The following is a 24,240-nucleotide window of genomic DNA, read 5'->3' as shown; positions in this document are numbered from 1 at the left end:
CGTACGGCCCCGGACCCGCTCGGGCCGCGCTCAGCCGATCATCGCCGCCCGTACGCACAGCACGTCCGGCAGATGCGCGGCCACCTGCTGCCAGCTGTCGCCGTCGTCAGCGCTCGCGTACACCTCGCCGTTGCGGTTGCCGAAGTAGACGCCCGCCGGGTCCGCGTCGTCCGTACGCATCGCGTCCCGCAGCACCGTGCCGTAGTGGTCGCCGCCCGGAAGCCCGGCCGACAGCGGCTCCCAGCTGCGGCCCGCGTCACCCGTACGGTAGACCCGGCACCGCCGTCCCGCCGGGACCCGGTCCTCGTCGGCGTTGATGGGGAACACATAGGCCACGTCGGGCCGATGGGGATGGGCGGCGACCGCGAACCCGAAGTCGGAGGGCAGTCCTTCGCCGATGTCGGTCCAGCTGCCGCCCGCGTCGTCGCTGCGGTACACCCCCCAGTGGTTCTGGAGATACAGCCGGTCCGCATTGCCCGCGTCTTGGGCGATCTTGTGCACGCACTGGCCGAACTCCGGATGCGGATCGGGCAGGAAGACCGCCGAGACCCCCTTGTTGGACGGGGCCCAGCTGTCCCCGCCGTCCAGGGAGCGGAACACCCCGGCCGCCGACACGGCCACCGTCAGGGCCTCGGGGTCCCGCGGGTCGGTCACGACGGTGTGCACGGCCTCGCCGCCGCCACCAGGCTCCCACCGGGACCGGGTGGGGTGCTCCCACAGCGGCCGCACCAGCTCGAAGGACTCGCCGCGGTCCTCGGAGCGGAAGAGCGCGGCGGGCTCCGTGCCCGCGAACACCACGTCGGGCTGCTCGGGTCCAGCCGGCTGCAGCTGCCAGACACGCTCCAGCGAAGCGCCCGTGTCCTTGGGGAACTTGATCGCCTGCCGCTTCGGCTCGGTCCAGTTCGCGCCGAGGTCGTCGGAGTGGAACACCGAAGGACCCCAGTGCGAGCTGTCTCCCCCGACGAGCAGTCTCGGCACGTCCCGGCGCGTGTCGATGCCGATCGCGTACACGGCCTGCGCGTTGAAGAACGGGCCGTCCAGCTCCCACCGGCCGCCGCGCCTGCGGCCGAGGAAAAGCCCCTTACGAGTACCTACCGCGAGTAGTACGTCGGACATCGCCGACACCTCCAAAACGCCGTTGTCTCGGATACGGGCAAGTCTGCACCCCGCCACTGACAACGGCCCTTGGAGCCACCGTTTACGCAGGTCGGCTCGGTCGTGTTCGCCTCGGGGCGGACGACCGGGCCGACCTGCGTCGGGATCGGGTCGGGATCAGATCGCCCAGGCGTACTGGTCGGGGGTGGCCGTCCGCGCGCCGAGCTCCCGGGCGGCGTGCAGCGCCCACGACGGGTTGCGCAGCAGTTCCCGGCCGAGCAGGACCGCGTCCGCCTCGCCGTTGGCGACGATCTTCTCGGCCTGCGCGGTGTCGGTGATCAGGCCGACGGCCGCGACGGGCAGATCCGTCTCGGCCTTCACCCGCGCGGCGAACGGCACCTGGTAGCCGGGCCCGACCGGAATCGAGGCGTCCTTGACGTTGCCGCCGGACGACACGTCGAGCAGGTCCACGCCGTGCTCCTTGAGCAGGCGGGCGAGGCGGACCGTGTCGTCGCCGTCCCAGCCGCCCTCCTCCAGCCAGTCGGTGGCGGAGATCCGGAAGAACAGCGGCAGTTCCTCGGGCCACACCTCACGCACGGCGTCGACCACTTCGAGGGCGAAGCGCGTGCGGTTCTCGAAGGAGCCGCCGTATTCGTCCGTGCGGCGGTTGCTGTGCGGGGAGAGGAACTCGCCGATCAGGTAGCCGTGGGCGCCGTGCACCTCCAGCACCTCGAAGCCGGCCGCGAGGGCCCGCTCGGCCGCCGCCCTGAACTTCCCCACGATCTCCCTGATCCGGTCCGTCGTCAGCTGGGTCGGTACGGGGTATCCCTCGCCGAACGGCACCGGGCTCGGGGCGACCGGCTGCCAGCCGTGGTCCTCGGGCGCCACCGGACCCCGTCCCTCCCAGGGGCGCCGGGTCGAGGCCTTGCGGCCGGCGTGCCCGAGCTGGATGCCGGGGACGGTCCCGCGCTCCTTCAGGAATGCGGCGATCCGGCCGAGCGCCTTGGTCTGGGTGTCGTTCCAGAGACCGAGGTCGGCGGGGCTGATCCGGCCCTCGGGGGAGACGGCGGTGGCCTCCACCAGGATCAGTCCGGTGCCGCCGGCGGCCCGGGCGGCGTAGTGGGTGAAGTGCCAGTCGTTCGCGACGCCCGCGTTCGGACCGAAGACGTCGGCCGAGTACTGACACATCGGAGCCATCCAGACGCGGTTGGGGATGGTCAGCGACCGCAGGGTGTAAGGCTCGAACAGGGCGCTCACGGCGGACTCCATTCACGACGGGGGTGGAACCGACGGGTTCCGGCTCACGTTTGTACGATACGCATCGTAGTACGGCGACTGTCAAACTACGATGAGTCTCGTACGATGAAGGCCCCGGACGAAGTGGAGCCGCAGTGACCACCGCCGCCAGCCCCCGCTCTCTCGAACACCCCACGCGCGCCGAGATCCGCCTGGAGGGCGTCCTGCACGCGCTCGCCGACCCCGTCCGGCTCCAGGTGGTCCGTGAACTGGCCGCGGCCGAGTCCGAGCTGTCCTGCTCGTACTTCGAACTGCCGGTCACCAAGTCGACCACCACGCACCACTTCCGTGTCCTGCGCGAAAGCGGCGTGATCCGGCAGACCTACCGGGGGACGGCCAAGATGAACGGCATACGCCGCGAGGACCTTGAGGCACTCTTCCCCGGCCTGCTCGCCGGCGTCCTCGCCGCGGCCGAGGCCGAGGCGACCCGCCCGCCCGGCACCTGACGGCGGACGATCTGCCCGTGCGGCGCCTGACGACGGATGACCCGCCGGTCCGGCGTCTGCCCGCGGACGATACGCCTGTCCGACGCTTGACTGCCGCCGGCCCTCAGCCCTGGCCCAGTGCCGCTCCCCGCAGCCCCGCCCAGTCCGGGATCTTCACCGTCTGGCGGCCCAGCGAGCGGCCCAGGGCGGCCTCCGCCTCCTCGATGGCCAGCCAGCCCGGCCACTCGACCGGATGGTGTCCCAGGGCCCTCAGCGCCGCGAGCGGGTCGTCCTCGACGGTCCGCCCGGCCAGCGCGTCGGCATCCGCGAGCAGGGAGGTGACCGTCTCCTTGGCGCAGGGGCGGTTGGTGCCGATGACCCCGGTCGGGCCCCGCTTGATCCAGCCGGCCACGTACTCGCCCAGTGACGGCGCGCCGTCCCGCAGCACCCGCCCCGCGCTGTGCGGCACCGTGCCGTGGCGCTCGTCGAAGGGCAGCCCGACCGGCGGCGCCCCGCGGTATCCGACCGCCCGCAGCACCAGCTGGGCCTCGACGTCCTCGTACGTGCCGGTGCCCCGCACGCCGCCCGCGCCGTCCGGAGCCGTCCGCTCGAACCGCACCCCGGCCACCCGGCCGTCCGCCTCCAGGAACTCGGCCGGCCGCAGGAAGAACCGCAGCGTGATCCGGCGCTCCAGGCCGCGCGGGGCGCGGTCCGACCAGCTCCGTACGACTTCGAGATTGCGCCGGTTGACCGCGGGCAACCCCGACGGGTCGGCGAACGCCGGATCGAGCGCGAGGTCCTCGGGGTTCACGACCACATCTGCGCCGGGCAGCGCGCCCAGCTCGCGCAGCTCCTTGGTGGTGAACTTCGCCTGCCCGGGCCCCCGTCGGCCCACCATGTGCACCTCTCGCACCATGGACCCCGCCAGCGCCGTCAGCGCGGTCTGCGGCACATCGGTCGGGCGCAGCTCCTCCGCCCCGCGCGCCAGGATGCGGGTGACGTCCACCGCGACGTTCCCCACCCCGATCACCACGGCCGAGCGGGCCCCCAGCGCGAAACCGTTCCCCGCCGCGTCCGGATGGGCGCTGTACCAGGAGACGAAGTCGGTGGCTGAGACGCTGCCGGGCAGGTCCTCGCCGGGCACGCCGAGCCGGCGGTCGCGCGCGGCCCCGACGCAGTAGACCACCGCGTGGTAGAGCCCGAGGAGCCGCTGCGGGGTGAGACCGTGCGCCCCGATCTCCACATTGCCGACGAAGCCGATCCGCTCGTGCTCCAGGACGGTGCGCAGATTGTTCTGCAGGGACTTGATCTTCTCGTGGTCTGGGGCGACCCCGTACCGCACCAGGCCGTACGGGCAGGGGAGCCGGTCCAGGACGTGCACCCGGACGTCGGGCACCAGGGTCTGCTCCACCAGGGACTGGGCGGCGTAGACCCCGCTGGGTCCGGAACCGACGACGGCGACACGCAGCACGGCCGTACTCCTTCCCACCGGGGTTTCCAGCATCGCACCGTGGCGCCTTCAAGGGGAGAGGCGCGCGGGTGATGTCGTGGCGGGCGCCCTACGGTCACACCGCCGCTGTCACTGCCGCTCTCACAGCGAGCGCATCCGGTTGATCTCGGCCGTCTGCTGGGCGATCACGTCGGTGGCCATCTCCTCGATCTGCACGTTGTTGCCCTCCGAGAGGGCCTCGGTGGCCATGGTCACCGCGCCCTGGTGGTGGGTGATCATCAGCTTGAGGAAGAGTTCGTCGAAGGCCGTGCCGCGGGCGGCGCGGAGCTGGGTCAGCTGCGCCTCGGTGGCCATGCCGGGCATCGTGTGATGGCCGTGGGCGTCGGCGGACCGGGGGCCGCCATGTGTTTTCAGCCAGCCCCGCATCGCGCCGATCTCCGGCTGCTGGGCGGCGGCGATCCGCGCGGCCACCTTCTTCACCTGCGGGGAAGAGGCCTGGCCCGGCGCGAGGGCGGTCATCGTCAGCGCCTGCGCGTGATGCGTGATCATCATCTCGGCGTAGCGGAAGTCGGCCGAGTTGGGTGAGTCGTCGGCCACCGAACGGGCCGCCTCCTCGGGTGAGATGGTGCGCGCGGGCTCGCCCGGCCTGCCCGGCGCCACGACCACCGGCCCCCGGTCCGCGGCGGCGCCGGGCGCGGCCTTGGGCTCCGACTCGCAGGCGGCCAGCGTGAACAGGGCGCCGACGACGGTCGCGGCGACGGCGGCCGAGCGGGCGCGCATGGCTCTGCGGTTCGGCACAGTGACCTCCTTGGGTGCGGCTGGGTGGCGGGGCGGCACAGCTTCTAGCAATCTTTCCGACACGACTGATCAAAAACTTGCATGACGTCTCCGTTGCCCTCTGTTGAGATGTGCATGCAAAGGAAGATACTGCCGGGGTCCGTGACCCGTTCCCCTGCGAACGGAGACAAGGGAGGACGCAGTGACCTCGTTGCGAACCACGCGTACGCGGCGCAGACGTCTGGGTGTGGCGACAGCCGCGGCCGGACTGCTGGCCACCTTGCTGACGGCCGGACCCGCGGCCGCCATCCCCGACCCCGGAGACTCTCCCCCCGCCCAGACCTCGGTGACCTCGCAGGACGCGGCCGCAGCCAAGGCCGCCATCAAGTCCGGCGAGATCCCCGCTGTGGACCAGATCGTCCACAGCGACAACATCACCCACGTCGCGAACATCCCGAAGGACGCCCTCCAGGGCACCAACTCGGACCTGGCCTTCCAGGGCCGATACGCCTTCGCCGGCAACTACGACGGCTTCCGGATCTTCGACATCAGCGACCCGAAGGCCCCCAAGACCGTCGCGCAGGTCCTGTGCCCCGGGTCGCAGAACGACGTCTCGGTCTCCGGGAACCTGCTCTTCCTGTCCACCGACTCCTCCCGGAGCGACGACTCCTGCGCGAGCACCAGCCAGCCCGCCACGGAGAAGTCCTCCTGGGAGGGCATGAAGATCTTCGACATCAGCGACATCCGCAACCCCAAGTACGTCGCCGCGGTCGAGACGGCCTGCGGCTCCCACACCCACACGCTGGTGCCGGAGCGTCGCGACGTCTACATCTACGTCTCGTCGTACTCGCCCGACGCGGCGTTCCCCGACTGCCAGCCGCCGCACGACGGCATCTCCGTGATCAAGGTCCCGCGCACGGCACCGCAGCGGGCCGCGGTCGTGAACTTCCCGGTGCTCTTCCCGGGCGAGGGGCCCGACGGCGGCGGCAACCCGGGCCCGCCCACCAACCCGGGCGTGCGGAAGACGACCGGCTGCCACGACATCACCGTGCTGCCCTCCAAGGATCTGGCGGCCGGGGCCTGTATGGGCGACGGCATCCTGTTCTCCATCAAGGACCCCGCCAACCCGAAGGTGATCGACCGGGTACAGGACAACGTGAACTTCGCGTTCTGGCACTCCGCCACCTTCAACCAGAAGGCGAACAAGGTCGTCTACACCGATGAGCTCGGCGGCGGCTCCGCGGCCACCTGCAACGCGGCCGTCGGACCGAACCGCGGCGCCAACGGCGTCTACGACATCGTCGGCAAGGGCGACCACCGCAAGCTGGTCTTCCGCAGCTACTTCAAGATCCCGCGCCACCAGGCCGACACCGAGAACTGCGTCGCCCACAACGGCTCGCTGATCCCGGTCAAGGGCAAGGACCTCATGGTCCAGGGGTGGTACCAGGGCGGCGTCTCCGTCTGGGACTTCACCGACTCCACCAGGCCCAAGGAGATCGCCTACTTCGAACGCGGCCCGCTCAGCACCGATGTGATCCGCTCCGGCGGCTCCTGGTCCGCGTACTACTACAACGGCCACATCTACTCGAACGACATGGTCAAGGGCTTCGACGTGCTGAAGCTCGATGACCGCCGCACCGATCCGGCGAAGCGGATCCGGATGGACACGCTCAACGTCCAGACCCAGCCGGACTACTTCGACGACTTCGACCACGACGACTGAGCCGGGGGCCGGCCCAGCGTCCGCGCCGGGCCGGTGATCGCCGCGCCGCCGCCGGGGGCATCCTCCGGCGGCGGCATCCCCAGCTCCAGGCCCAGCCCGTAACGCTGGAAGAGCTCCGCCCGCAGCCGGGCCCGCGGCATCGGCGCCCCGGGCAGCAGCACCGCGAACACCGCGCCCATCAGCAACGCCCGCAGCAGCGGATAGTCCACGTCCACCTGATCGGAGCCGTACCGCCGCACCGTGTCCCGCAGCAGAAAGGCCAGCCGCTGCTGTTCGGGGCACTGCACGAACCCCTCGGCCTGCAGGATTCCGGCCATGTGCGCGCGCATCAGTACGGGCTGCTCGACGGCGAGCCCCAGGATCGCGTCGATCGCCCGGGCCAGCAGTTCGCGCCCGTCCTCCGTGCGCGGCTCGCGCTCCAGCGCCGCCTGGAGCGTCAGGTGCATCAGCCGGTGCACGGCGGACTGGAGCAGCTGCCGTTTGCCGGGAAAGTAGTACGAGATCAGTCCGCGCGCGGCCCCCGCCCGATCCGCGATGTCTCCCAAGGTCGTGGCCTCGTAGCCCCGCTCCGCGACCAGCTCAACGGTCGCCTGGAGGAGCCGCTCGCGGGACCGCCGCCTCAGCTCTTCATTGACCTCTGCGCTGCGCGGGGACATGCTTAACTCCTGCGTTGACTGGCTCCCAGCCAATATACTCAGCGCGTCCCGGTGCGACGCCCTTCGTGGCTGGTCAGCGGGGTGGCCGTCTGTTCTGGGGCGACGCGGGGGATCGCCTCAGGACAGGCGGTTTCGGCCTGCCCTCATGTCCTTGGTCCATCCTCCTCCCCTCTCGTACAGGTGAACAGCGAGGGCCACCGTCAGCCCGCCGAGCAGCCAGCCGCCCACCACGTCGGTGATCCAGTGGACCCCCAGATAGATCCGGGTCAGTCCGACCCCGAGCACGGACACGGCGGCGAGCGCCACCGCCGCCCACCACAGCCGCGGGCTGGGGGACCGGCGGGCGAGCAGCCACAGCAGCAGACCGCAGGTGACGGCGGCCGTCATGGCGTGGCCCGAGGGGTAGGCGGCGTAGTGCGCGAAGTCCACCGGGTCGGGCCACCGCGGCCGCTCACGGCCCAGCGCGGTCTTCAGTCCCTGCTGGACGACGGTGGCCAGCACGCTCGTCGCGGCCACCCAGAGCGCGAGCCGCCGCTGCCCCCGCCACCACAGGGCGATCACGGCCACGGCGATCAGGGCCCGCATGGTCCAGGGGTCCCAGATCCAGTCGCTCAGCACTTGGTTCGCCTCGGTGAGCCCCGGTTCGGCCACCGCGTCGCGGTGCAGTCTGTCGGCCACCTTCCGGTCGACGGAGACCAGTGGCGCCCAGTCGATGGCCACCAGAACCAGCAGCACCGCGGAGAGCGCGCCGGTCCACAGGGCCCACGTCCGGGCGGACAGCAGGGTGGGCGGGACACCGCGGGTGGAGGAGCGCATGGGGCGATCTTCCCCGAAGGCCGTCAGGGGAGCTATCCCAGCGCGCTGAGCCCGGGCACGAATGCCACCAGAAGCGGCACCACGGGCACCAGCGAGGCCGCCGCGGTGAGCCGCAGACGCCGGCCCGCGGTGAGCCGGGGCGCCGCCGTGAGGAGCCGGTTCACACGCCGGGGCAGCTCGGAGTCGGGCGTCGGACACGGCCCGAACACGCCCCGGTGTTCGTTGAGTTCGACCAGCGCCAGCGCGATCGTGAGCCGCCCGAACCGCCGCGACGCCACATCGTCGGCGGCCAGCTCGACGAGCCGGTGCATCTCCGCACGGAACGCGGCGAACACCGGGATCCCCGGAAAACCGTCCGCCAGCGCCGCCGAACAGTGCAGCAGCCAGTCGTGCCGGGCGCGCGCGTGCCCCTGCTCGTGGGCGAGCACCGCATCGAGCTGACGGCCCTTCAGCCGCCGCAACGCGGCGGTGGTGATGACTAGTTGGGGCGCCGACCCCGGCATCCACCAGGCATCCGGCCGCTCCCCCTCCAGCACCACCAGCGGTTCGTCGCCCGGCTCCTCGCCGGGCAACAGCGGGGCGCGTACGAGCAGTTCACCGCGGCGCAGGCGGCGCCGGGCCGCCGCGCGGCGGATCTCGCGGGTGAGCATGGCGCCCGTCCACAGCCCGCCGCCGGCCAGCACCACGGCGAGCGCGGCCGACCACGGCTGATGGGTGCCCAGTTCGTAGGCCTCGACGACGCCCCGCGGCGCGGGCGCGAACACCTGGCCCCGTACCGCCTGCCAGGCCGCGGCCGCGCTGAAGGTCATCGACAGCGCGAAGCTCAGCAGCACCGCGCCCACCACGCACTGCCACACCCACAGCGCCACCACGGGCTCTCGCTCCACCCAGTCGGCCCGTGACAGAAGCCGTGGACCCACGACGGCGGTCAGGGCGCCGAGCGCGAGCAGCGCGAGGGAGACCAACATGACGCCAGCCTATGAGTGCGCTCGTACTCCCGGGTATGGCCTCGCGCGCCAAGTGACGTACGCCACGGCCCTCGCCGCCCCTGCCGGTCCGCGACCGATGGCGCCTCAGAGCGCGAACAGCATCGCCAGCATGGCCATCCCCATCGAGAGCCGGCAGGCGAGCGCCAGCTCCGGACGGACGGTCCACGCGAGGGCTCCGCCCGGGTGCGCGGCCGCGGGCACGAGCCGGGACCCCGTCCGCAGGACGTACCCCGAGTAGTAGAGGAGCAGCACCCCCGTCAGCAGGGGTATGCCCGACGCGCCGGTGGCCACCGTGTGCCCCGCGTGCGCGGCCCCCGCCCCGGACCAGGTCCCCGTCATCGCCACGGCCATGTACACCATCGCCAGCGACCCCATCAGATGGTGCAGATGGTGCGGGAGGCGGCGCCCCGCCCCCGGCCGCACGGCCCACAGCGCCCGCACGGCCGCGGCGCCGAAGACCACCGCGTACACCAGCCACGCCCACCGGGGCTGGGCCACCACCGCGGCGGGCAGCGCCATCACCGCCATGCCGAACGCCATCAGCGCCTCACCGCCCGCCGCCCTGCGCTCCTCACCCGCGCAGCCGCGGCGGCGCAACAGGCAGTACGTCCCGGCCGCCGCGCACAGCACCACCAGCAGCCAGCCCGCCATCGACGGTCCGTGCACGGGCCACCTCCCCCTTCGACGGTGACGGACGGTCTCCTGAGGAATGCCCTGGGCGCGACGGTCGCACGCGAGCGCACAGATGTACGAGGAGGTGTACAGGGGGAGCGCGGCTGTCCCGTTACGCTCTGGGGCAGCAACGCCGCCGTGAGGGGAGACTGGAAGACCATGGACACCGCCGCGCTCCGGAGTGCCGGACAGCTCAGCTACCGGGACGCCGTCGAGGCCGATGTGCCCGCTCTGGTGTCCCTGATCGAGTCCGCCTACCGCGGCGACTCCAGCCGCGCCGGCTGGACCACCGAGGCGGACATCCTCGACGGCCGGCGCACCGACGCGGACGGGGTGCGCCAGGTCGTCACGGCCCCCGGCTCGCGCCTGCTGGTGGTGGAGTGCGACGGCGAGCTGGTCGGCTGCTGCCAGCTGGAACACCGCGGCGAGGCCGCCTACTTCGGTATGTTCGCCGTCCGGCCCGGCACCCAGGGCGCCGGTCTGGGGCGCCAGATCATGGCCGAGGCGGAGCGTCAGGTCCGCGAGGCGTGGGGCGTGCGCGAGATGCACATGACCGTGATCTCGGTCCGCGAGGAGCTGATCGCGTGGTACGAGCGGCGCGGCTACCGCCGTACGGGAAGGATGACGCCCTTCCCGTACGGCGACGAGCGGTTCGGCGTCCCGCTCCGCGACGACCTGCAGTTCGAGCTGCTGGTGAAGAAACTCGCTCCCTGAGCGAGCCCCCAGAGCCCCCAGAGCCTCCAGAGCCCCAGAGCCCGTGCAGTCTTCGGAGCCCTCAGAGCCCGCGTTCGACGGCCCGGGGGCGCGCTAGGCCGTGAAGCGGCCGGTGCGGCGGATCTCCGGGAAGTCGGTCGTCGCGCCGTCCAGCTCCAGGGCGCGCACCAGGCGCAGATGGTCCTGGGTGTTCACCACCCAGCCGATGACCCGCAGGCCGGCGCCGTGGGCCCGCTCCACGGTCTCCAGGGTCAGCCGGCGGATGTTCAGGGCGAGGGCGCCCGCTCCGACCGCCTTGGCCCGGTCCACGATGTCGCTCTCCCAGTGACTGGCGATCAGCACCGTCCGTACCCCCGGCACCAGCCGGGAGATCTCGGCGACGGCCTCGTCGTGGAACGACGACACCTCGACCCGCCCGACCAGGTCGCGCCGGTGCATCACCTCGGCGAGCGCGCGGGCCGCCGACTCGTCCTTGATCTCGGCCTGGAGCGGTGACTTCACGGCGTCCAGGACCTCTTCGAACACCGGGATGCGCTCGCCCTGCCCGGCGTCCAGCTCACGCAGCTCGGCCAGGGTCCGCTCGGCGATCGGCCCGGTTCCGTCGGTGGTGCGGTCCACGTCGGCGTCGTGCATGACGACGAGGGCGCCGTCCTTGCTCAGATGGAGATCGAGTTCGATGGCGTCCATGCCGGCCTGTTCCGCCCGGACGAAGGAACGCAGGGTGTTCTCCGGTTCGACACCCATGACTCCGCGATGACCGATGGTGAGGAAACTCAAGATCTTCTCGCTTCCCGTCGATACTTCGGCTCGGGTCCCATGAGGGGCGCGTCGGTTCAGTCGGCGCTGGTGCCCCACGCGGCACGGCGGCAGCCTAATGGCCCGCATCGACGATGTATCCGGTCACGCGCGGGCGAACGGAAGCATCCGTTCGCCTCCCGCGGGACCGGGCGCGGCAGCTTCACCCCTGGGTGGGCGCGTCGTCCCCGCCTTGACGCGCCAGCCGCTGGAGGTCGTCGAGCATCGCCTCGGCCAGCTCGAGTTCGGCGTGATGCTGCCGCTCGCTCCAGCGCAGAGCCACCCGCGGATGGGCCCATGCGTCGACGTCCTCGGCGTGCGCCAGCGCCTCCCGGACCGCGGCCAGCTCCGCCCGGGTGCGGGCGATGTGCTCCTCGACGAGCGTCCGCAGCCGCTCGGGCGCGGCCAGGTGTCCGAGCCAGACGCGCAGCAGCAGCGGATGCTTGAGCACGACCGGGCCGCCGTCGGTGTCCGCCCACGCGGCGAGGGCGGACCGGCCCGCCTCCGTGATCGCGTACCGGCGCTTGGTGCGGGGTTCCTCCGGGCCGGAGCGCCGGGACGTGACGTAGCCGGCCGCCTCCAGGCGGCGCAGCTCGGCGTAGATCTGGCTGATCGCGGGCGACCAGTAGAAGAAGCGGAGCGAGGCGTCGGCCCACTTCTTCAGGTCGTAGCCGGTGCGCTCGCCGGGGAACGAGAGCAGGCCGAGCACAGCCCACGCGGTGGGCGGCAGCTCGGGCCGTTCGGTCCGCTGCGTCCGCGACTCTTGCTTCTTCGAGACCTGATGATTAGTCATATGGCTGATTGAAGTAAGAGCAACCGCACGGACGCAACCCCCTGGAGGTTCCGTGAAGTTCTCCGTGATCTTCGAGGCGCAGCTCGCCGACCCGACCGTGGAGCGTGAGCACCAGCTTCTGCGTGACTGCGTCGAGCAGGCCGTCTTCGCCGAGGAGATGGGCTTCGACCGCATCTGGGCGGTCGAACACCACGCCCTCAAGTGGTATTCGCACCTGTCTGCCCCGGAGGTTTTTCTGACCTGGGTGGCGGCGCGGACGACCACCGTACGGATCGGTCATGGTGTCGTCTGCATGCCGTTCAACTTCAACCATCCGGTGCGGGTCGCCGAACGCGCGGCCATGCTCGACCTGCTCTCCGGCGGCCGCCTGGACCTCGGGGCCGGCCGGGGCGGCACGGAGCAGGAGACCTCGCTGTGCGGGGTCGACCGCGACCGTACGACCCAGGAGGTGGAGGAGGCGCTGCGGATCATCGGCCGGGCCTGGCAGAAGGACGAGCTGGAGTACGAGGGCGAGCTGCTCAGGATCGGTCCGCATCCGATCCTGCCCCGCCCGAAGCAGACCCCGCACCCGCCCCTCTTCCTGGCCTGCAGCCGCACCGAGACCCTCACCCGGGCCGCCGAGCTCGGCGTCGGCGCGCTCGTCATGGGCTTCGCCGGACCGGAGGCCGTCGCGCGGATGCGGGCGGCGTACGACTCGGCGCGCGCCGCGCGCAGCGGCGACAGCTTCGTCTCCACGGCCGTCAACGACCACTTCTCCGTGCTCTGCCCCACGATCGTCCTGGACGACGGGGCCGAGGCGCGCCGGATCGGGACACGGGGGCAGCGCTTCTTCGCCCAGGCCATCGGGCACTGGTACGGCGGCACGGGCGTCCCCGACGAGGCGGTGGTGGCGGGCGCCGACGAGGCGGCGGAGATGCGCAAGGCGGCCGAGCAGGTCATGGCGCGGCTGCACGAGCACGCCATTCCGGTCCGGCCGAACGCCACCGCCACCTTCAACGCCGACCACGCCTACGGCACCGCGGAGGACGCCATCGCCCATGTGAAGCGGCTCCGGGACGCGGGCGCCGACGAGATCATGTGCCTGGTCCAGATGGGCACGGTCCCCCAGGAGGCCTGCATGGAGACCCTGCGGCAGTGGGGCGAGAAGGTCATCCCCTACTTCCGGGAGACGGCCCGCTAGCAGGGGATGCGCTTGCCCGTACCCATCCGGACAGGAAAAACGGCGGTGACCATGGGGGTCAGGCAGGATAATTTCTTCCCCCTCCCCTTGTGGGGGAGAACCTCGCATGGATACGGTGTCTTGACGCGAGGTTCTCCTGTGAAGGAAGAGGCATGACGGAAATTCTTGTGCAGGACGTGGTGGGTGCGGACATAGCCGCCGCCAGGGTGGTGGACCACCCTGCCTGGCCCGAGCTCAAGAACGCGGTGGAGGAGATCCGTCCCTGGCAGTCCAAGGACGGCTCGATCGACTTCGACGCCGAGAGCGCGCCGTCCCGCGCGCTCGTCGAGAACGCCGTCGGCCGCATGACCGACGCGATCGAGCGGCTCTCCCCGCTGCTCCCGCACGACGCCGCCTACCACCGCGCCCTCGTCGCCGACCTGCGCGGCTGGGTGGACGGCGGGTTCGCCGTGCCGGACTTCCTGGACTCCCTGCTCGCCTTCCACCCCGCGGCCAACCGCGTGGACGGACTGCAGCACCTGGTCGTCTTCCCGATGTACACCCAGAACGGCAACCCCGACCGCAACTTCGAGGCGGTCGTGCTGCGCATGGTCTGGCCGGAGTGGCTCGCCGAGCTGGAGGCCACCCGCTACGACAACCCGCTCTTCTGCGGCATCACCTTCGAGGACTTCACCGCGGGGTACGACACCAACTCCGCCGTGCTCTTCCCGGAGACGATCGCCGTGCGCGAGGCCCCCGAGCGCTTCACCTGGGGCGGCATCTTCTGCGACCGCGAGGCCGCCCGCTTCCGCAAGGTCACCGAGGCCGCCGTCGACATCCTCGGCGTCGAGCTGCCCACGGACATCGCCGCCATGGTCGATGACCAGGAGCGCTGCGAGAAGGCCTTCGTGCTCTGGGACATGGTCCACGACCGCACCCACAGCCACGGCGACCTGCCGTTCGACCCGTTCATGATCAAGCAGCGCCAGCCGTTCTGGATGTACGGCCTGGAGGAGCTCCGCTGCGACCTCACCGCCTTCAAGGAGGCCGTGAAGCTGGAGGCCGAGGGCAACGCCCACGGCCGCGACGTGCAGTACGCCGTCCTCTTCGACCGGATGTTCCGCTTCCCGGTCTCCGGCGACCGCAACCGCAACTACGACGGCCTCGGCGGCCAGCTGCTCTTCGCGTACCTGCACAGGCACGACGTGGTGCGCTGGACCGACAACAAGCTGAAGATCGACTGGCAGCGCGCCCCCGAGGTCACCAACCAGCTCTGCGCCGAGATCGAGGAGCTGTACCGGGCCGGCATCGACCGTCCCAAGCTCGTCCACTGGTTCAAGGCCTACGAGCTCGTCTCCACCTACCTCGCCCCGCACCCGGGATCCCGCTGGGCCAAGGGCCCGGACGCCCTGGACCTGTCGCAGCCGCCGCGCAAGCTCGTGGACGACGTGCTTCCGGACGAGTTTCCCCTCAGCATGTTCTATGAGGCACTCGCCAAGAAGCTGAAGGGCGTCATCGCCTCGACCAAGGGGATCACCGCCGCGAACGCCGAGCGGGTCGCCGCGTGAGCCTTCGCACCGAGAACGTGGAGGAGGGGACCATGAACGGCAACGGAAACGGCGGACCGCTCGAAGGTGCCGTGATCGCGGTGGCCGGCGCGGCCGGACCCGCGGGGCGCGCCGCGCTGCTGCGGCTGGCCGAGGCGGGAGCCATCGTGGTCGCCTCCGACGCGGACGCCACCCGCCTCGCCGAGGCGGTCGACGCCGCCCGCTACGCCCACGGCGGCGCCACCGTCACCGGCGACACCGTCGACCTCTTCGACCTCGGCGCGGCCCGTGAGTGGGCCGACAAGACCGAGAAGGAGTTCGGGCGCATCGACGGCCTGGTCCACCTCGTCGGCGGCTGGCGCGGCAGCGCCACCTTCGCCGAGACCGACCTCGCCGACTGGGAGCTGCTCGAGAAGCTCCTGATCCGCACGGTCCAGTCGACCTCGCTCGCCTTCCACGACGCGCTGCTGCGCAGCGACCGTGGCCGGTACGTGCTGATCAGCGCCGCCGGCGCCTCACAGCCCACCGCCGGCAACGCCGCCTACGCCGCAGCCAAGGCCGCCGCCGAGGCCTGGACGCTCGCCCTCGGCGACGACTTCCGCAAGGCGGGGGGCGAGGACGGCCCCAAGGCCGCGGCTGCCATCCTGGTGATCAAGGCACTGGTGCACGACGCCATGCGCGCCGAGCGCCCCAATGCGAAATTCGCGGGCTTCACGGACGTCAAGGAACTGGCCGAGGCCATCGCCGGAGTCTGGGACCGGCCCGCACAGGAAGTGAATGGACAGCGCCTGTGGCTGACCCCCAAGCCGTGATCCCCACCAAGACCGACGCGCGCCGGCACCACGATCCGTCCGTACGCGGGTTCGCCAGCGACAACTACGCCGGCGTCCACCCGGAGGTCCTGGCCGCCGTCGCCCTGGCCAACGACGGCCATCAGGTCGCCTACGGCGAGGACGCGTACACCGAGCACCTCCAGCGGGTCATGCACAGCCACTTCGGTGCCGGAGCCGAGGCCTTCCCGGTGTTCAACGGCACCGGCGCCAACGTCACCGCGCTCCAGGCCCTCACCGACCGGTGGGGCGCGGTGATCTGCGCCGAGACCGCGCACATCAACGTGGACGAGGGCGGTGCCCCGGAGCGGATGGGCGGCCTCAAGCTGCTCACCGTCCCGACCCCGGACGGCAAGCTCACCCCCGAGCTCATCGACCGGCAGGCCTGGGGCTGGGAGGACGAGCACCGGGCCATGCCGCAGGTTGTCTCCCTCGCCCAGAACACCGAGCTGGGCACGGTCTACACGCCGGACGAGATCCGGGCCATCGTGGAGCACGCCCACGCGCGGAACATGAAGGTCCACCTCGACGGCGCGCGGATAGCCAACGCCGCCGCCTCGCTGAACGTGCCGATGCGGGCGTTCACCAACGCGGTGGGCGTCGACGTCATCTCGTACGGCGGCACCAAGAACGGCATGATGTTCGGCGAGGCCGTGGTCGTCCTCAACCCGGACGCCGTCAGCCATATGAAGCATCTGCGCAAGCTGTCGATGCAGCTCGCCTCCAAGATGCGTTTCGTCTCCGTGCAGTTGGAGGCCCTGCTCACCAAGGACCTGTGGCTGCGCAACGCCCGCCACGCCAACGCCATGGCGCAGCGGCTCGCCGACGGGGTGCGTGGGGTGGACGGGGTGGAGATCCTCTACCCGGTCCAGGCCAACGCGGTCTTCGCGCGACTGCCCCACGAGGTGAGCGTGCGGCTGCAGAAGCGGTTCCGCTTCTACTTCTGGGACGAGGCGGCCGGTGACGTGCGCTGGATGTGCTCGTTCGACACCACCGAGGACGACGTGGACGCCTTCCTCCAGGCGCTGAAGGAAGAGATGACCCGCTGACGCCCTGCATCGTCAAGGTGAATAGATAGACGGCCGGCCGGAAGTCCATTGACTTCCGGTCGGCCGTATTCATAGGCACGCTGATCGCCCCGCTGGCCTTCCCGGTCCGTCCGGAGTTCAATGAAGTGGACTATCCGGTACTCTATGCTGAACCGTATCCGGTGGTCCTGGGCGCCTTGAAGGCCGCCCCGGACCGCCCGTACCTGTGGCAGACGCTTCCCACCGAACCCTGACGACCGACCATCGACGACGGAACCCCGAACGGCGGATCATGACCCTGCAGCTCACCGTGGACGACGAGGTACGCACCCTCGTGCCCGGCTTCACCGCGCTCGCCATCGAGGCCCACGGCCTGGTCAACGGCCCGAGCGACGAGGCCAGTTCGGCCCTGCTCGACGACGCGGCCCGCCGCCTCGCCGCCCGTCTGGACGGCCGCGCCCCGCACGAGGACCCGCACATGGCGGCCTGGCGCGCCGCCTACACGGCCTTCGGCGCCAAGCCGTCCCGTACCCGCAACTCCGCCGAGGCGCTCGCCAAGCGCGCCCTCGCGGACGGCGGCCTGCCCCGCATCAACCGCCTCGTCGACGCCTACAACGCGATCAGCGTGGCCCATCTCATCCCCGTCGGCGGCGAGGACCTCGACCGGATCCGGGGCGGGATGCGGCTCGTACGGGCCACCGGCACCGAGCCCTTCGTCACGGTCGCCGGCGGCGAGGAGGCCGTGGAACACCCGGACGCGGGCGAAATCGTGTGGTGCGACGACGAGGGCGTCACCTGCCGCCGCTGGAACTGGCGCCAGGGGCCGCGCACCCGGCTGGAGGAGAGCTCGGTCAACGCGCTCTTCCTCCTGGAGAGCCTCGCGCCGATGACCCTCGCCGAGCTGGAGGAGGCGGGCGCCGAGCTCGCCGAATCGCTCCAGAAGCTCAGCCCCGGCGCGGACCTCGCCGTCCGCACCCTCACCGCCTGACCGGTCCGCCCGGTCTCAGTCGCGCACCTGCGCCGGCTCCGGAGCCGTACCCCCGAGGTGCGCGGGCACCCACCAGGTGTCGCCCGCGTCCTTGGGGCGTACGGGATAGGCGCGCTGCGCGGCCTCCAGGAGCTCCTGGACGCGCTCACGCAGCCGCCGGGTGATCGCACCCGCGTACTGGTCGGTGGGCGCCTCCACGGGCTCACCGACCCGGATCGTCACGGGGATGTGGCTGCGCTTGAAGTTCCGCGGCCGGCCCTTCGTCCAGACCCGCTGAGTGCCCCACAGCGCCATCGGGATCAGCGGGACACCCGCCTCCTGGGCCAGGCGCGCCGCGCCCGACTTGAAGCTCTTGAGCGTGAAGGACTGCGAGATCGTCGCCTCGGGGAAGATCCCGACGATCTCCCCGGACCGCAGCGAGTCCAGGGCGTGCTGGTACGACGCCTCACCCTGCTTGCGGTCCACCGGGATGTGCTTCATACCGCGCATCAGCGGGCCGGAGATCTTGTGGCGGAAGACCGAGTCCTTCGCCATGAACCGCACCAGCCGCTTCTGCGGCAGAGCCGCCAGGCCCGCGAAGATGAAGTCGAGATAGCTGATGTGGTTGCAGACCAGCACCGCGCCGCCCTGCCGCGGGATGTTCTCCGAACCCTGAGTGTCGATCTTCAGGTCCAGCGCCTTGAACATCCCGAGTGCGGCGCCGATGACCGGCCGATAGACAAGCTCTGCCATCTTGGGGGAGACCCTTCGTGTGTGCCTGGGGAGGTTCTCCCGGCGGAAGTTACGCAGCCGTAGGTTTTCGGCATTGGGCCGATCGTGCCCCATGTGCGCCGCGCTGGCCAGTCCTGACGCTTTTCGGCGGGGAGATTCCGGAGAGATTCTCATCACGTGCGACCGGCGGAAACAAGCCGGTGGGTGTGGGTACGGGACCTGCCAGGGTCGCAACGGACCCGGCGGGAGCGGGAATCCGCAGGACCCCGTGCGACGCTGCACAGGGCGTGGACGTGACGGACAGGTACAGGAGGCACACGGTGGTGACAGGGGAGCGCGAGGGCGCGCGGCGTCTGGGCCCCGACGAGCTGGGCGGCGCCCGGCTGGGGGAGCGCGCGACGCTCGTCCAGTTCTCGAGCGCCTTCTGCCAGCCTTGCCGAGCCACCCGGCGGACCCTGGCGGAGGTCGCGAGCATGATCGACGGCGTAGGGCACGTGGAGATCGACGCGGAGGAGCACCTCGGGCTCGTCCGTGATCTCGGCATCGTGAAGACGCCCACCGTGCTCGTCCTCGACAGCTTGGGCCGGATCGTCCGCAGGGCGGCCGGGCAGCCCCGCAAGGCCGATGTCATCGCAGCTCTGGGAAGGGCGGTCTGACCCGTCGTGATCCATCTCCCACACCCCGGTGCGCACTTGACTGCACCTGCCAACCATCGCCACGCTGGCGCCGTGCCCCAAGAACTCCTTCTTCACGGGCGGGCCCATGTGGACCTGGCCCGCAACGCGAGTGCGCGCTGTCCGGGTGACTGAGCAGCCACGGACCCCATGCACCCCTCGCAGAAGGAAACGCCTCCCATGACGGTCTCGCCCGAGCTCCGCATCCCCCGGCCGGCCCCCACCGAACCCTCCGGCGACTTCGCCCCCTCCGACCTGCTCCGCTCCGTCTTCCGGCGGCACGCGGCGGGTGTCGCGGTCATCACCGCCCAGGGGGAGCGCCCCGTCGGCTTCACCGCCACGTCACTGAACTCCGTCGCGGCCGAGCCGCCCCTGGTCTCCTTCGGTGTGGGCACCACCTCGTCGAGCTGGCCGGTGGTCGCCGAGGCCGAGCACATCGGCGTGCACATACTCGGCGAGCACCAGAGCGAGCTGGCCGCCACCTTCGCCCGCAGCGGCGCGGACCGCTTCGCGGCCCCCACCAGCTGGCGCCCCGGCCCCGAGGGCGTGCCCGTCCTCGACGGCGTCCTCGCCTGGCTGGTGTGCCGGGTCGTCGCCCGCGTGCCCGCCGGTGACCACCGCATCGTGGTCGCCCAGGCGGTCGCCGGCGACCCCACCGGCCAGGGCCGTCCGCTCCTCTACCACCAGGGGCGCTTCAACGCTCTGCGAGACTGAAAGTCTCCGGTTACGGAGCGTTGGCAAGGTCACAGTTCCGAGCGCTTGCTTACTGGGAACGTATTGGGTGTACTGGCGAGTAACATTTCGTGAGGGGCGTCAGGCGCCCCGAACGGAAACCGTCCCTTCAGGCGCCTATGCTGCGTGCAACAAGGCAGCCCAGTAATGACGATGCAGTAGGAGAGCCGGCGTGAGCTTGAGGATCGTAGTAGCTGTTAAGTACGTGCCCGACGCGACCGGCGACCGGCACTTCGCCGACGACCTGACCGTCGACCGGGACGACGTCGACGGCCTGCTGTCGGAGCTCGACGAATACGCGGTCGAGCAGGCGCTCCAGATCGCCGAGGACGCCGACGACGCCGAGATCACCGTCGTCACCGTCGGTCCCGAGGACGCCAAGGACGCGCTGCGCAAGGCCCTGTCGATGGGCGCCGACAAGGCCGTCCACGTCGAGGACGACGACCTGCACGGCAGCGACGTCATGGGCACCTCGCTGGTGCTCGCCAAGGCGATCGAGAAGACCGGCTACGACGTCGTCATCTGCGGCATGGCCTCGACGGACGGCACCATGGGTGTCCTCCCGGCGATCCTGGCCGAGCGCCTGGGCGTCCCGCAGGTCACCCTGCTCTCCGAGGTCAAGGTCGAGGACGGCAAGGTCACCGGCCGCCGCGACGGCGACTCCGCGTCCGAGCAGCTGGAGGCGTCCCTGCCGGCCGTCGTGTCCGTGACGGACCAGTCGGGCGAGGCCCGCTACCCGTCCTTCAAGGGCATCATGGCCGCCAAGAAGAAGCCGGTGGAGTCCCTGGACCTGTCGGACCTGGAGCTCGACGCCGACGAGGTCGGCCTCGAGGGTTCCTGGACCAAGGTCGACTCGGCCACCGAGCGTCCCGCGCGCACCGCGGGCACGATCGTCAAGGACGAGGGCGAGGGCGGCAAGCAGCTTGCCGAGTTCCTCGCGAGCCAGAAGTTCATCTAGCCGCTCTCCCGGGGCGCGCCGCCCCGGGTCCGGCTCAGGCTCGCGCAGAGCCACCGACCGCCCCCAGATTCTTCGTTCGCAGGAGATTGAAGTCCCATGGCTGAAGTTCTCGTCTACGTCGACCACGTGGACGGCGCCGTCCGCAAGCCCACCCTGGAGCTGCTGACGCTGGCCCGCCGCATCGGCGAGCCCGTCGCCGTCGCCCTCGGCGCCGGTGCCGAGGCGACCGCCCCGGCCCTCGCCGAGCACGGCGCGGTCAAGGTCCTCACCGCCGACGCGCCCGAGTTCGCCGACTACCTCGTCGTCCCTAAGGTCGACGCGCTGCAGGCCGCGTACGAGGCCGTGTCCCCGGCCGCCGTGCTCGTCCCGTCCTCCGCCGAGGGCAAGGAGATCGCGGCCCGCCTCGCGGTCCGTATCGGCTCCGGCATCATCACCGACGCCGTCGACCTCGAGGCCGGCGACGAGGGTCCGGTCGCGACGCAGTCCGCGTTCGCCGCCTCCTTCACCACCAAGTCCCGTGTCTCCAAGGGCACCCCGGTCATCACGGTCAAGCCGAACTCGGCCGCCGTCGAGGCCGCCCCGGCCGCGGGCACCGTCGAGGCCCTGACGGTCTCCTTCGGTGAGCTGGCCACCGGCACCAAGGTCGTCTCCCGCACCCCGCGTGAGTCGACCGGCCGCCCCGAGCTGACCGAGGCCGCGATCGTGGTCTCCGGTGGCCGTGGCGTCAACGGCGCCGAGAACTTCGCGATCATCGAGGCGCTCGCCGACTCCCTCGGTGCGGCCGTCGGTGCCTCGCGCGCCGCCGTCGACGCCGGCTGGTACCCGCACTCCAATCAGGTCGGCCAGACCGGCAAGTCGGTCTCGCCGCAGCTGTACATCGCCTCCGGCATCTCGGGTGCGATCCAGCACCGCGCGGGTATGCAGACCTCGAAGACGATCGTGGCGATCAACAAGGACGCCGAGGCCCCGATCTTCGAACTGGTCGACTACGGCATCGTCGGCGACCTCTTCGACGTCGTCCCGCAGCTGACCCAGGAGATTCAGTCCCGCAAGGGCTGACCTGCTGCTTCGTCCGGTCCGGGGGCCGCGCGGTGATCTTTCACCGGGCGGCCCCCGGCCGTTTCGGACAACCATTGACTCAGGTCCCGGCGGACTACTAACTTCGCTATACGGATTGTTGATTCCGTGAAGCGGAAAAGAGAAGGGTGTGGGAATGGGTCAGCAGGAGAAGGTGGCAACGAGCCTCGCGGGTGGCGTCAGCGAGGCCATCAGCGCCTCCCTCGAAACCGTGGACGCCGAACTCGCCCGCCGCTACCCCGGCGACCCCGGCACCCGCCAGCCCGTCCACACCGTCTACGTCCCCGGTGACGTCTTCGACGCCGGCACCATCCGCTCCTGGGGCGACCAGGCCCTCGCCGCCCTCGACGAGCACGCCCCCGACGCCGCCTCCTTCGGCGCCGTCCTCGGCCTCCCCGGCGCCCTCGCCGAGGACGTCCACGCGCGCGTACGGGCCAAGCTGGAGCGTGAGCCGATCGAGGACCTCCGGGTCGACTTCGAGGACGGCTACGGCGGAAAGGACGGGGCCGCGGAAGACGCCGACGCCGCCCGCGCCGCCCGGATCATCTCCGAGGCGTACGCCTCCGGCACCGCCGCCCCCTACATGGGCATCCGGATGAAGTGCATGGAGGCCGCCGTCCGCGACCGGGGCATCCGCACCACCGACATCTTCCTCACCGGCCTCATGGAGCACGGCGGACTGCCCGACGGCCTCGTCCTCACCCTCCCCAAGGTCACCTACCCCGAGCAGGTCTCCGCCTTCGTCCGCCTCCTCGAAGCCTTCGAGAAGGCCCACGGCCTCGACGCCGGCCGCCTCGGCTTCGAGATCCAGATCGAGACCAGCCAGTCCATCCTGGCCGCCGACGGCACCGCCGCCGTCGCCCGCATGATCGACGCCGCCGAGGGCCGCGCCACCGGCCTGCACTACGGCACCTTCGACTACAGCGCCTGCCTCGGCGTCTCCGCCGCCTACCAGGCCAGCGACCACCCGGCCGCCGACCACGCCAAGGCGATCATGCAGGTCGCCGCCGCCGGCACCGGCGTACGGGTCTCCGACGGCTCCACCAATGTGCTGCCCGTCGGCTCCACCGAGCACGTGCACGAGGCCTGGCGCCTGCACTACGGCCTCACCCGCCGGGCCCTCGCCCGCGCCTACTACCAGGGCTGGGACATGCACCCCGGCCACATCCCCACCCGCTACGCCGCCGTCTTCGCCTTCTACCGCGAGGGGTTCGAGACCGCCGCCAAGCGCCTGTCCGCCTACGCCAACCACGCCGGCGGCGACGTCATGGACGAGCCCGCCACCGCCAAGGCGCTCAGCTCCTACCTGCTGCGCGGCATCGACTGCGGAGCCCTCGACACCGCCGAGGTGGCCGCCCTGACCGGCCTGACCCGCGCCGACCTCGACCGCTTCGCCTCCCCGCGCCGCGGCGACCTCACGGCGACTGCCCAGTAAACCCCCGCGCCCCCGGGCGCTGCCATCGCCGCCCCGTGCTCTGTACGCGTTCATCACCCAACGCCACAGGGAACGGGGCAGCGGTGTCATCGGGGGAGAACGAGCGGCTGGCCGGCCTCCCCTCATAGCCTTCGGCATGGGAGGTGCCCCCACGGATCGTGCGCCAACTGGGGCGCGGCGGCATGGGCGTCGTCTGGCGCGCCGTCGACGAGGTGCTCGGCCGTGAGGTCGCCGTCAAGGAACTGCGGACGTACACCGACGCGGCCGCGCCGGAACTGGCCGATCTGCGCCTGCGGATGCAGCGCGAGGCACGGGCCGCCGCCCGCGTCCGCCATCCCGGAGTGGTCGCCGTCCACGACGTGACCGAGCACGACGGCCGCCCGGTCATCGTCATGGAGTCCGCGCCCAAGAAGCCGCCGTCGGTCTCCCCGCAGCCCCCCGCGCCCGGGAAGGACCCCGGCGACCAGGGCACGGGCGGAACCACCGGCTCCCGGGGCGCCGACGGCGGCTCGGCCACCACCGGCGGCACGACGGGCGGCAAGGGCACCACGGGCGGCGGCTCCACCACCACGACGGGCGGTACGGGCGGCGAGCCTGCCCCCGCTCCGGTCTGCCGCCCCAAGGGCGGCGCAAGTACAACTGCGAGGTGTACCGCACCGGGAAGACCTACCGCCACGACGGCGGCGAGGCGGGCGTCCTCAACGCCGGCACCACCTACTTCTACTGCCAGGCCAACCTGGGCCGCCGCGAGACCTACGGCCAGTGGACCAACGTCTGGTGGGCCAAGACCGACCACGACAGCGGCAACAGGGACGTCTACTTCAGCGTCGTCTACATCAAGGGCGGCGACAACGACGCGCCCCTGCCGGGTCTGCCCGTCTGCTGAGCGAGCGGTGCGGC

At 71.3% G+C, this 24,240-nt stretch carries 25 protein-coding genes and 2 pseudogenes; 16 read left to right on the top strand and 11 right to left on the bottom strand.

What is annotated here, in order from left to right:
• Positions 1-30: 30 nt before the first annotated feature.
• Together ACZ7LT_RS25765 and ACZ7LT_RS25760 are read right to left on the bottom strand one after the other, a co-directional pair.
• Complete coding sequence (locus ACZ7LT_RS25765) at positions 31-1,116, bottom strand: WD40/YVTN/BNR-like repeat-containing protein (protein ID WP_471238461.1); 1,086 nt, start codon at positions 1,114-1,116, stop codon at positions 31-33.
• Between the two features lie 156 nt (positions 1,117-1,272).
• Entirely contained in the window at positions 1,273-2,352 is a 1,080-nt protein-coding gene (locus tag ACZ7LT_RS25760) for an NADH:flavin oxidoreductase/NADH oxidase (protein WP_471238460.1), read from the bottom strand.
• A 134-nt stretch (positions 2,353-2,486) separates the two neighbouring features.
• Here ACZ7LT_RS25760 and ACZ7LT_RS25755 point away from each other — a divergent pair, with 134 nt between their 5' ends.
• Positions 2,487-2,837: an ArsR/SmtB family transcription factor gene (locus ACZ7LT_RS25755; RefSeq protein ID WP_471238459.1), complete on the top strand. Its 351-nt coding sequence runs from the start codon at positions 2,487-2,489 to the stop codon at positions 2,835-2,837.
• A 103-nt stretch (positions 2,838-2,940) separates the two neighbouring features.
• On the opposite strand, the gene ACZ7LT_RS25750 is transcribed toward ACZ7LT_RS25755, so the two are convergent.
• Both ACZ7LT_RS25750 and ACZ7LT_RS25745 read right to left on the bottom strand, forming a co-directional pair.
• A complete protein-coding gene (locus ACZ7LT_RS25750; protein ID WP_471238458.1) occupies positions 2,941-4,287 on the bottom strand; it encodes an FAD-dependent oxidoreductase in 1,347 nt (448 codons plus the stop codon).
• 120 nt (positions 4,288-4,407) lie between these two features.
• Positions 4,408-5,046 carry a DUF305 domain-containing protein gene (locus tag ACZ7LT_RS25745; RefSeq protein ID WP_471238647.1) on the bottom strand — a complete coding sequence of 213 codons (639 nt, stop codon included), beginning with the start codon at positions 5,044-5,046 and terminating at the stop codon, positions 4,408-4,410.
• A gap of 199 nt (positions 5,047-5,245) precedes the next feature.
• Between ACZ7LT_RS25745 and ACZ7LT_RS25740 the strand changes: the two genes are divergently transcribed.
• A complete protein-coding gene (locus ACZ7LT_RS25740; RefSeq protein WP_471238457.1) occupies positions 5,246-6,766 on the top strand; it encodes an LVIVD repeat-containing protein in 1,521 nt (506 codons plus the stop codon).
• On the opposite strand, the gene ACZ7LT_RS25735 is transcribed toward ACZ7LT_RS25740, so the two are convergent.
• From ACZ7LT_RS25735 to ACZ7LT_RS25720, 4 genes are all read right to left on the bottom strand, one after another.
• Positions 6,736-7,422, bottom strand: coding sequence for a TetR/AcrR family transcriptional regulator (locus tag ACZ7LT_RS25735; RefSeq protein WP_471238456.1), 687 nt, complete (start codon positions 7,420-7,422; stop codon positions 6,736-6,738). The genes ACZ7LT_RS25740 and ACZ7LT_RS25735 overlap by 31 nt on opposite strands.
• 117 nt (positions 7,423-7,539) lie before the next feature.
• Entirely contained in the window at positions 7,540-8,238 is a 699-nt protein-coding gene (locus tag ACZ7LT_RS25730; protein WP_471238455.1) for a phosphatase PAP2 family protein, read from the bottom strand.
• A gap of 32 nt (positions 8,239-8,270) precedes the next feature.
• Entirely contained in the window at positions 8,271-9,206 is a 936-nt protein-coding gene (locus ACZ7LT_RS25725; protein WP_471238454.1) for a M56 family metallopeptidase, read from the bottom strand.
• Positions 9,207-9,311: 105 nt separating this feature from the next.
• Complete coding sequence (locus ACZ7LT_RS25720; RefSeq protein WP_471238453.1) at positions 9,312-9,893, bottom strand: DUF5134 domain-containing protein; 582 nt, start codon at positions 9,891-9,893, stop codon at positions 9,312-9,314.
• Positions 9,894-10,058: 165 nt separating this feature from the next.
• Here ACZ7LT_RS25720 and ACZ7LT_RS25715 point away from each other — a divergent pair, with 165 nt between their 5' ends.
• Positions 10,059-10,613: a GNAT family N-acetyltransferase gene (locus ACZ7LT_RS25715; RefSeq protein WP_471238646.1), complete on the top strand. Its 555-nt coding sequence runs from the start codon at positions 10,059-10,061 to the stop codon at positions 10,611-10,613.
• A 93-nt stretch (positions 10,614-10,706) separates the two neighbouring features.
• Here the strand turns inward: ACZ7LT_RS25715 and ACZ7LT_RS25710 are convergent, their stop codons facing one another.
• Positions 10,707-11,390 (bottom strand): glycerophosphodiester phosphodiesterase, encoded by a 684-nt coding sequence (locus ACZ7LT_RS25710; RefSeq protein ID WP_471238452.1) that lies wholly within the window; start codon positions 11,388-11,390, stop codon positions 10,707-10,709.
• A 181-nt stretch (positions 11,391-11,571) separates the two neighbouring features.
• A complete protein-coding gene (locus ACZ7LT_RS25705) occupies positions 11,572-12,201 on the bottom strand; it encodes a PadR family transcriptional regulator (protein ID WP_471238451.1) in 630 nt (209 codons plus the stop codon).
• A 52-nt stretch (positions 12,202-12,253) separates the two neighbouring features.
• On the opposite strand from ACZ7LT_RS25705, the gene ACZ7LT_RS25700 reads away from it, so the two are divergent.
• The 6 genes and pseudogenes from ACZ7LT_RS25700 to ACZ7LT_RS25675 all read left to right on the top strand — a co-directional run bounded on the left by ACZ7LT_RS25700 (position 12,254) and on the right by ACZ7LT_RS25675 (position 17,753).
• Positions 12,254-13,381, top strand: a complete 1,128-nt coding sequence (locus ACZ7LT_RS25700) for an LLM class flavin-dependent oxidoreductase (RefSeq protein WP_471238450.1) — start codon at positions 12,254-12,256, stop codon at positions 13,379-13,381.
• Positions 13,382-13,533: 152 nt separating this feature from the next.
• Positions 13,534-14,928, top strand: a complete 1,395-nt coding sequence (locus ACZ7LT_RS25695; RefSeq protein ID WP_471238449.1) for a DUF6421 family protein — start codon at positions 13,534-13,536, stop codon at positions 14,926-14,928.
• A gap of 32 nt (positions 14,929-14,960) precedes the next feature.
• Positions 14,961-15,719: an SDR family NAD(P)-dependent oxidoreductase gene (locus tag ACZ7LT_RS25690; RefSeq protein WP_471238448.1), complete on the top strand. Its 759-nt coding sequence runs from the start codon at positions 14,961-14,963 to the stop codon at positions 15,717-15,719.
• Positions 15,716-16,786, top strand: coding sequence for a threonine aldolase family protein (locus ACZ7LT_RS25685; RefSeq protein ID WP_471238645.1), 1,071 nt, complete (start codon positions 15,716-15,718; stop codon positions 16,784-16,786). The genes ACZ7LT_RS25690 and ACZ7LT_RS25685 overlap by 4 nt, the downstream gene beginning before the upstream one ends.
• A 92-nt stretch (positions 16,787-16,878) precedes the next feature.
• Positions 16,879-17,019: pseudogene (locus ACZ7LT_RS25680) on the top strand (transglutaminase); the annotation flags it as partial.
• 38 nt (positions 17,020-17,057) lie between these two features.
• Positions 17,058-17,753: a B3/B4 domain-containing protein gene (locus ACZ7LT_RS25675; protein WP_471238447.1), complete on the top strand. Its 696-nt coding sequence runs from the start codon at positions 17,058-17,060 to the stop codon at positions 17,751-17,753.
• A 15-nt stretch (positions 17,754-17,768) separates the two neighbouring features.
• Here ACZ7LT_RS25675 and ACZ7LT_RS25670 read toward each other — a convergent pair whose 3' ends face one another.
• Complete coding sequence (locus tag ACZ7LT_RS25670; RefSeq protein WP_471238446.1) at positions 17,769-18,485, bottom strand: lysophospholipid acyltransferase family protein; 717 nt, start codon at positions 18,483-18,485, stop codon at positions 17,769-17,771.
• A 299-nt stretch (positions 18,486-18,784) separates the two neighbouring features.
• Between ACZ7LT_RS25670 and ACZ7LT_RS25665 the strand changes: the two genes are divergently transcribed.
• The 7 genes and pseudogenes from ACZ7LT_RS25665 (at position 18,785) to ACZ7LT_RS25635 (ending at position 24,226) form a co-directional block, all read left to right on the top strand.
• Positions 18,785-19,120 carry a thioredoxin family protein gene (locus ACZ7LT_RS25665; RefSeq protein ID WP_471238445.1) on the top strand — a complete coding sequence of 112 codons (336 nt, stop codon included), beginning with the start codon at positions 18,785-18,787 and terminating at the stop codon, positions 19,118-19,120.
• A 198-nt stretch (positions 19,121-19,318) separates the two neighbouring features.
• Positions 19,319-19,852 (top strand): flavin reductase family protein, encoded by a 534-nt coding sequence (locus tag ACZ7LT_RS25660; RefSeq protein WP_471238444.1) that lies wholly within the window; start codon positions 19,319-19,321, stop codon positions 19,850-19,852.
• A 190-nt stretch (positions 19,853-20,042) separates the two neighbouring features.
• On the top strand, positions 20,043-20,828 hold the full coding sequence (locus ACZ7LT_RS25655; protein ID WP_471238443.1) for an electron transfer flavoprotein subunit beta/FixA family protein: 786 nt from the start codon (positions 20,043-20,045) through the stop codon (positions 20,826-20,828).
• Positions 20,829-20,924: 96 nt separating this feature from the next.
• Positions 20,925-21,887: an electron transfer flavoprotein subunit alpha/FixB family protein gene (locus ACZ7LT_RS25650; protein ID WP_471238442.1), complete on the top strand. Its 963-nt coding sequence runs from the start codon at positions 20,925-20,927 to the stop codon at positions 21,885-21,887.
• Between the two features lie 154 nt (positions 21,888-22,041).
• The gene (locus ACZ7LT_RS25645; protein ID WP_471238441.1) at positions 22,042-23,340 is read left to right on the top strand and encodes a DUF6986 family protein; all 1,299 of its coding nucleotides are present in this window, start codon (positions 22,042-22,044) and stop codon (positions 23,338-23,340) included.
• Between the two features lie 182 nt (positions 23,341-23,522).
• A pseudogene (locus ACZ7LT_RS25640) lies at positions 23,523-23,738 on the top strand (serine/threonine-protein kinase); the annotation flags it as partial.
• Between the two features lie 248 nt (positions 23,739-23,986).
• Entirely contained in the window at positions 23,987-24,226 is a 240-nt protein-coding gene (locus tag ACZ7LT_RS25635) for a hypothetical protein (RefSeq protein WP_471238440.1), read from the top strand.
• Positions 24,227-24,240 lie beyond the last annotated feature (14 nt).

The organism is Streptomyces sp. NPDC039465 (genome assembly GCF_055639315.1).
The sequence above is the reverse complement of the archived record's forward strand: the minus strand, read 5'-3'. Positions and strand labels throughout refer to the sequence as shown.

Bases quoted from the DNA above. Each gene is read 5' to 3' on its own strand.
- ACZ7LT_RS25765 (WP_471238461.1), bottom strand. From the start codon at position 1,116: ATGTCCGACGTACTACTCGCGGTAGGTACTCGTAAGGGGCTTTTCCTC.
- ACZ7LT_RS25745 (WP_471238647.1), bottom strand. From the start codon at position 5,046: ATGCGCGCCCGCTCGGCCGCCGTCGCCGCGACCGTCGTCGGCGCCCTG.
- ACZ7LT_RS25735 (WP_471238456.1), bottom strand. From the start codon at position 7,422: ATGTCCCCGCGCAGCGCAGAGGTCAATGAAGAGCTGAGGCGGCGGTCC.
- ACZ7LT_RS25730 (WP_471238455.1), bottom strand. From the start codon at position 8,238: ATGCGCTCCTCCACCCGCGGTGTCCCGCCCACCCTGCTGTCCGCCCGG.
- ACZ7LT_RS25725 (WP_471238454.1), bottom strand. From the start codon at position 9,206: ATGTTGGTCTCCCTCGCGCTGCTCGCGCTCGGCGCCCTGACCGCCGTC.
- ACZ7LT_RS25715 (WP_471238646.1), top strand. From the start codon at position 10,059: ATGGACACCGCCGCGCTCCGGAGTGCCGGACAGCTCAGCTACCGGGAC.
- ACZ7LT_RS25705 (WP_471238451.1), bottom strand. From the start codon at position 12,201: ATGACTAATCATCAGGTCTCGAAGAAGCAAGAGTCGCGGACGCAGCGG.
- ACZ7LT_RS25695 (WP_471238449.1), top strand. From the start codon at position 13,534: ATGACGGAAATTCTTGTGCAGGACGTGGTGGGTGCGGACATAGCCGCC.
- ACZ7LT_RS25690 (WP_471238448.1), top strand. From the start codon at position 14,961: ATGAACGGCAACGGAAACGGCGGACCGCTCGAAGGTGCCGTGATCGCG.
- ACZ7LT_RS25675 (WP_471238447.1), top strand. From the start codon at position 17,058: ATGACCCTGCAGCTCACCGTGGACGACGAGGTACGCACCCTCGTGCCC.
- ACZ7LT_RS25670 (WP_471238446.1), bottom strand. From the start codon at position 18,485: ATGGCAGAGCTTGTCTATCGGCCGGTCATCGGCGCCGCACTCGGGATG.
- ACZ7LT_RS25660 (WP_471238444.1), top strand. From the start codon at position 19,319: ATGACGGTCTCGCCCGAGCTCCGCATCCCCCGGCCGGCCCCCACCGAA.
- ACZ7LT_RS25650 (WP_471238442.1), top strand. From the start codon at position 20,925: ATGGCTGAAGTTCTCGTCTACGTCGACCACGTGGACGGCGCCGTCCGC.
- ACZ7LT_RS25645 (WP_471238441.1), top strand. From the start codon at position 22,042: ATGGGTCAGCAGGAGAAGGTGGCAACGAGCCTCGCGGGTGGCGTCAGC.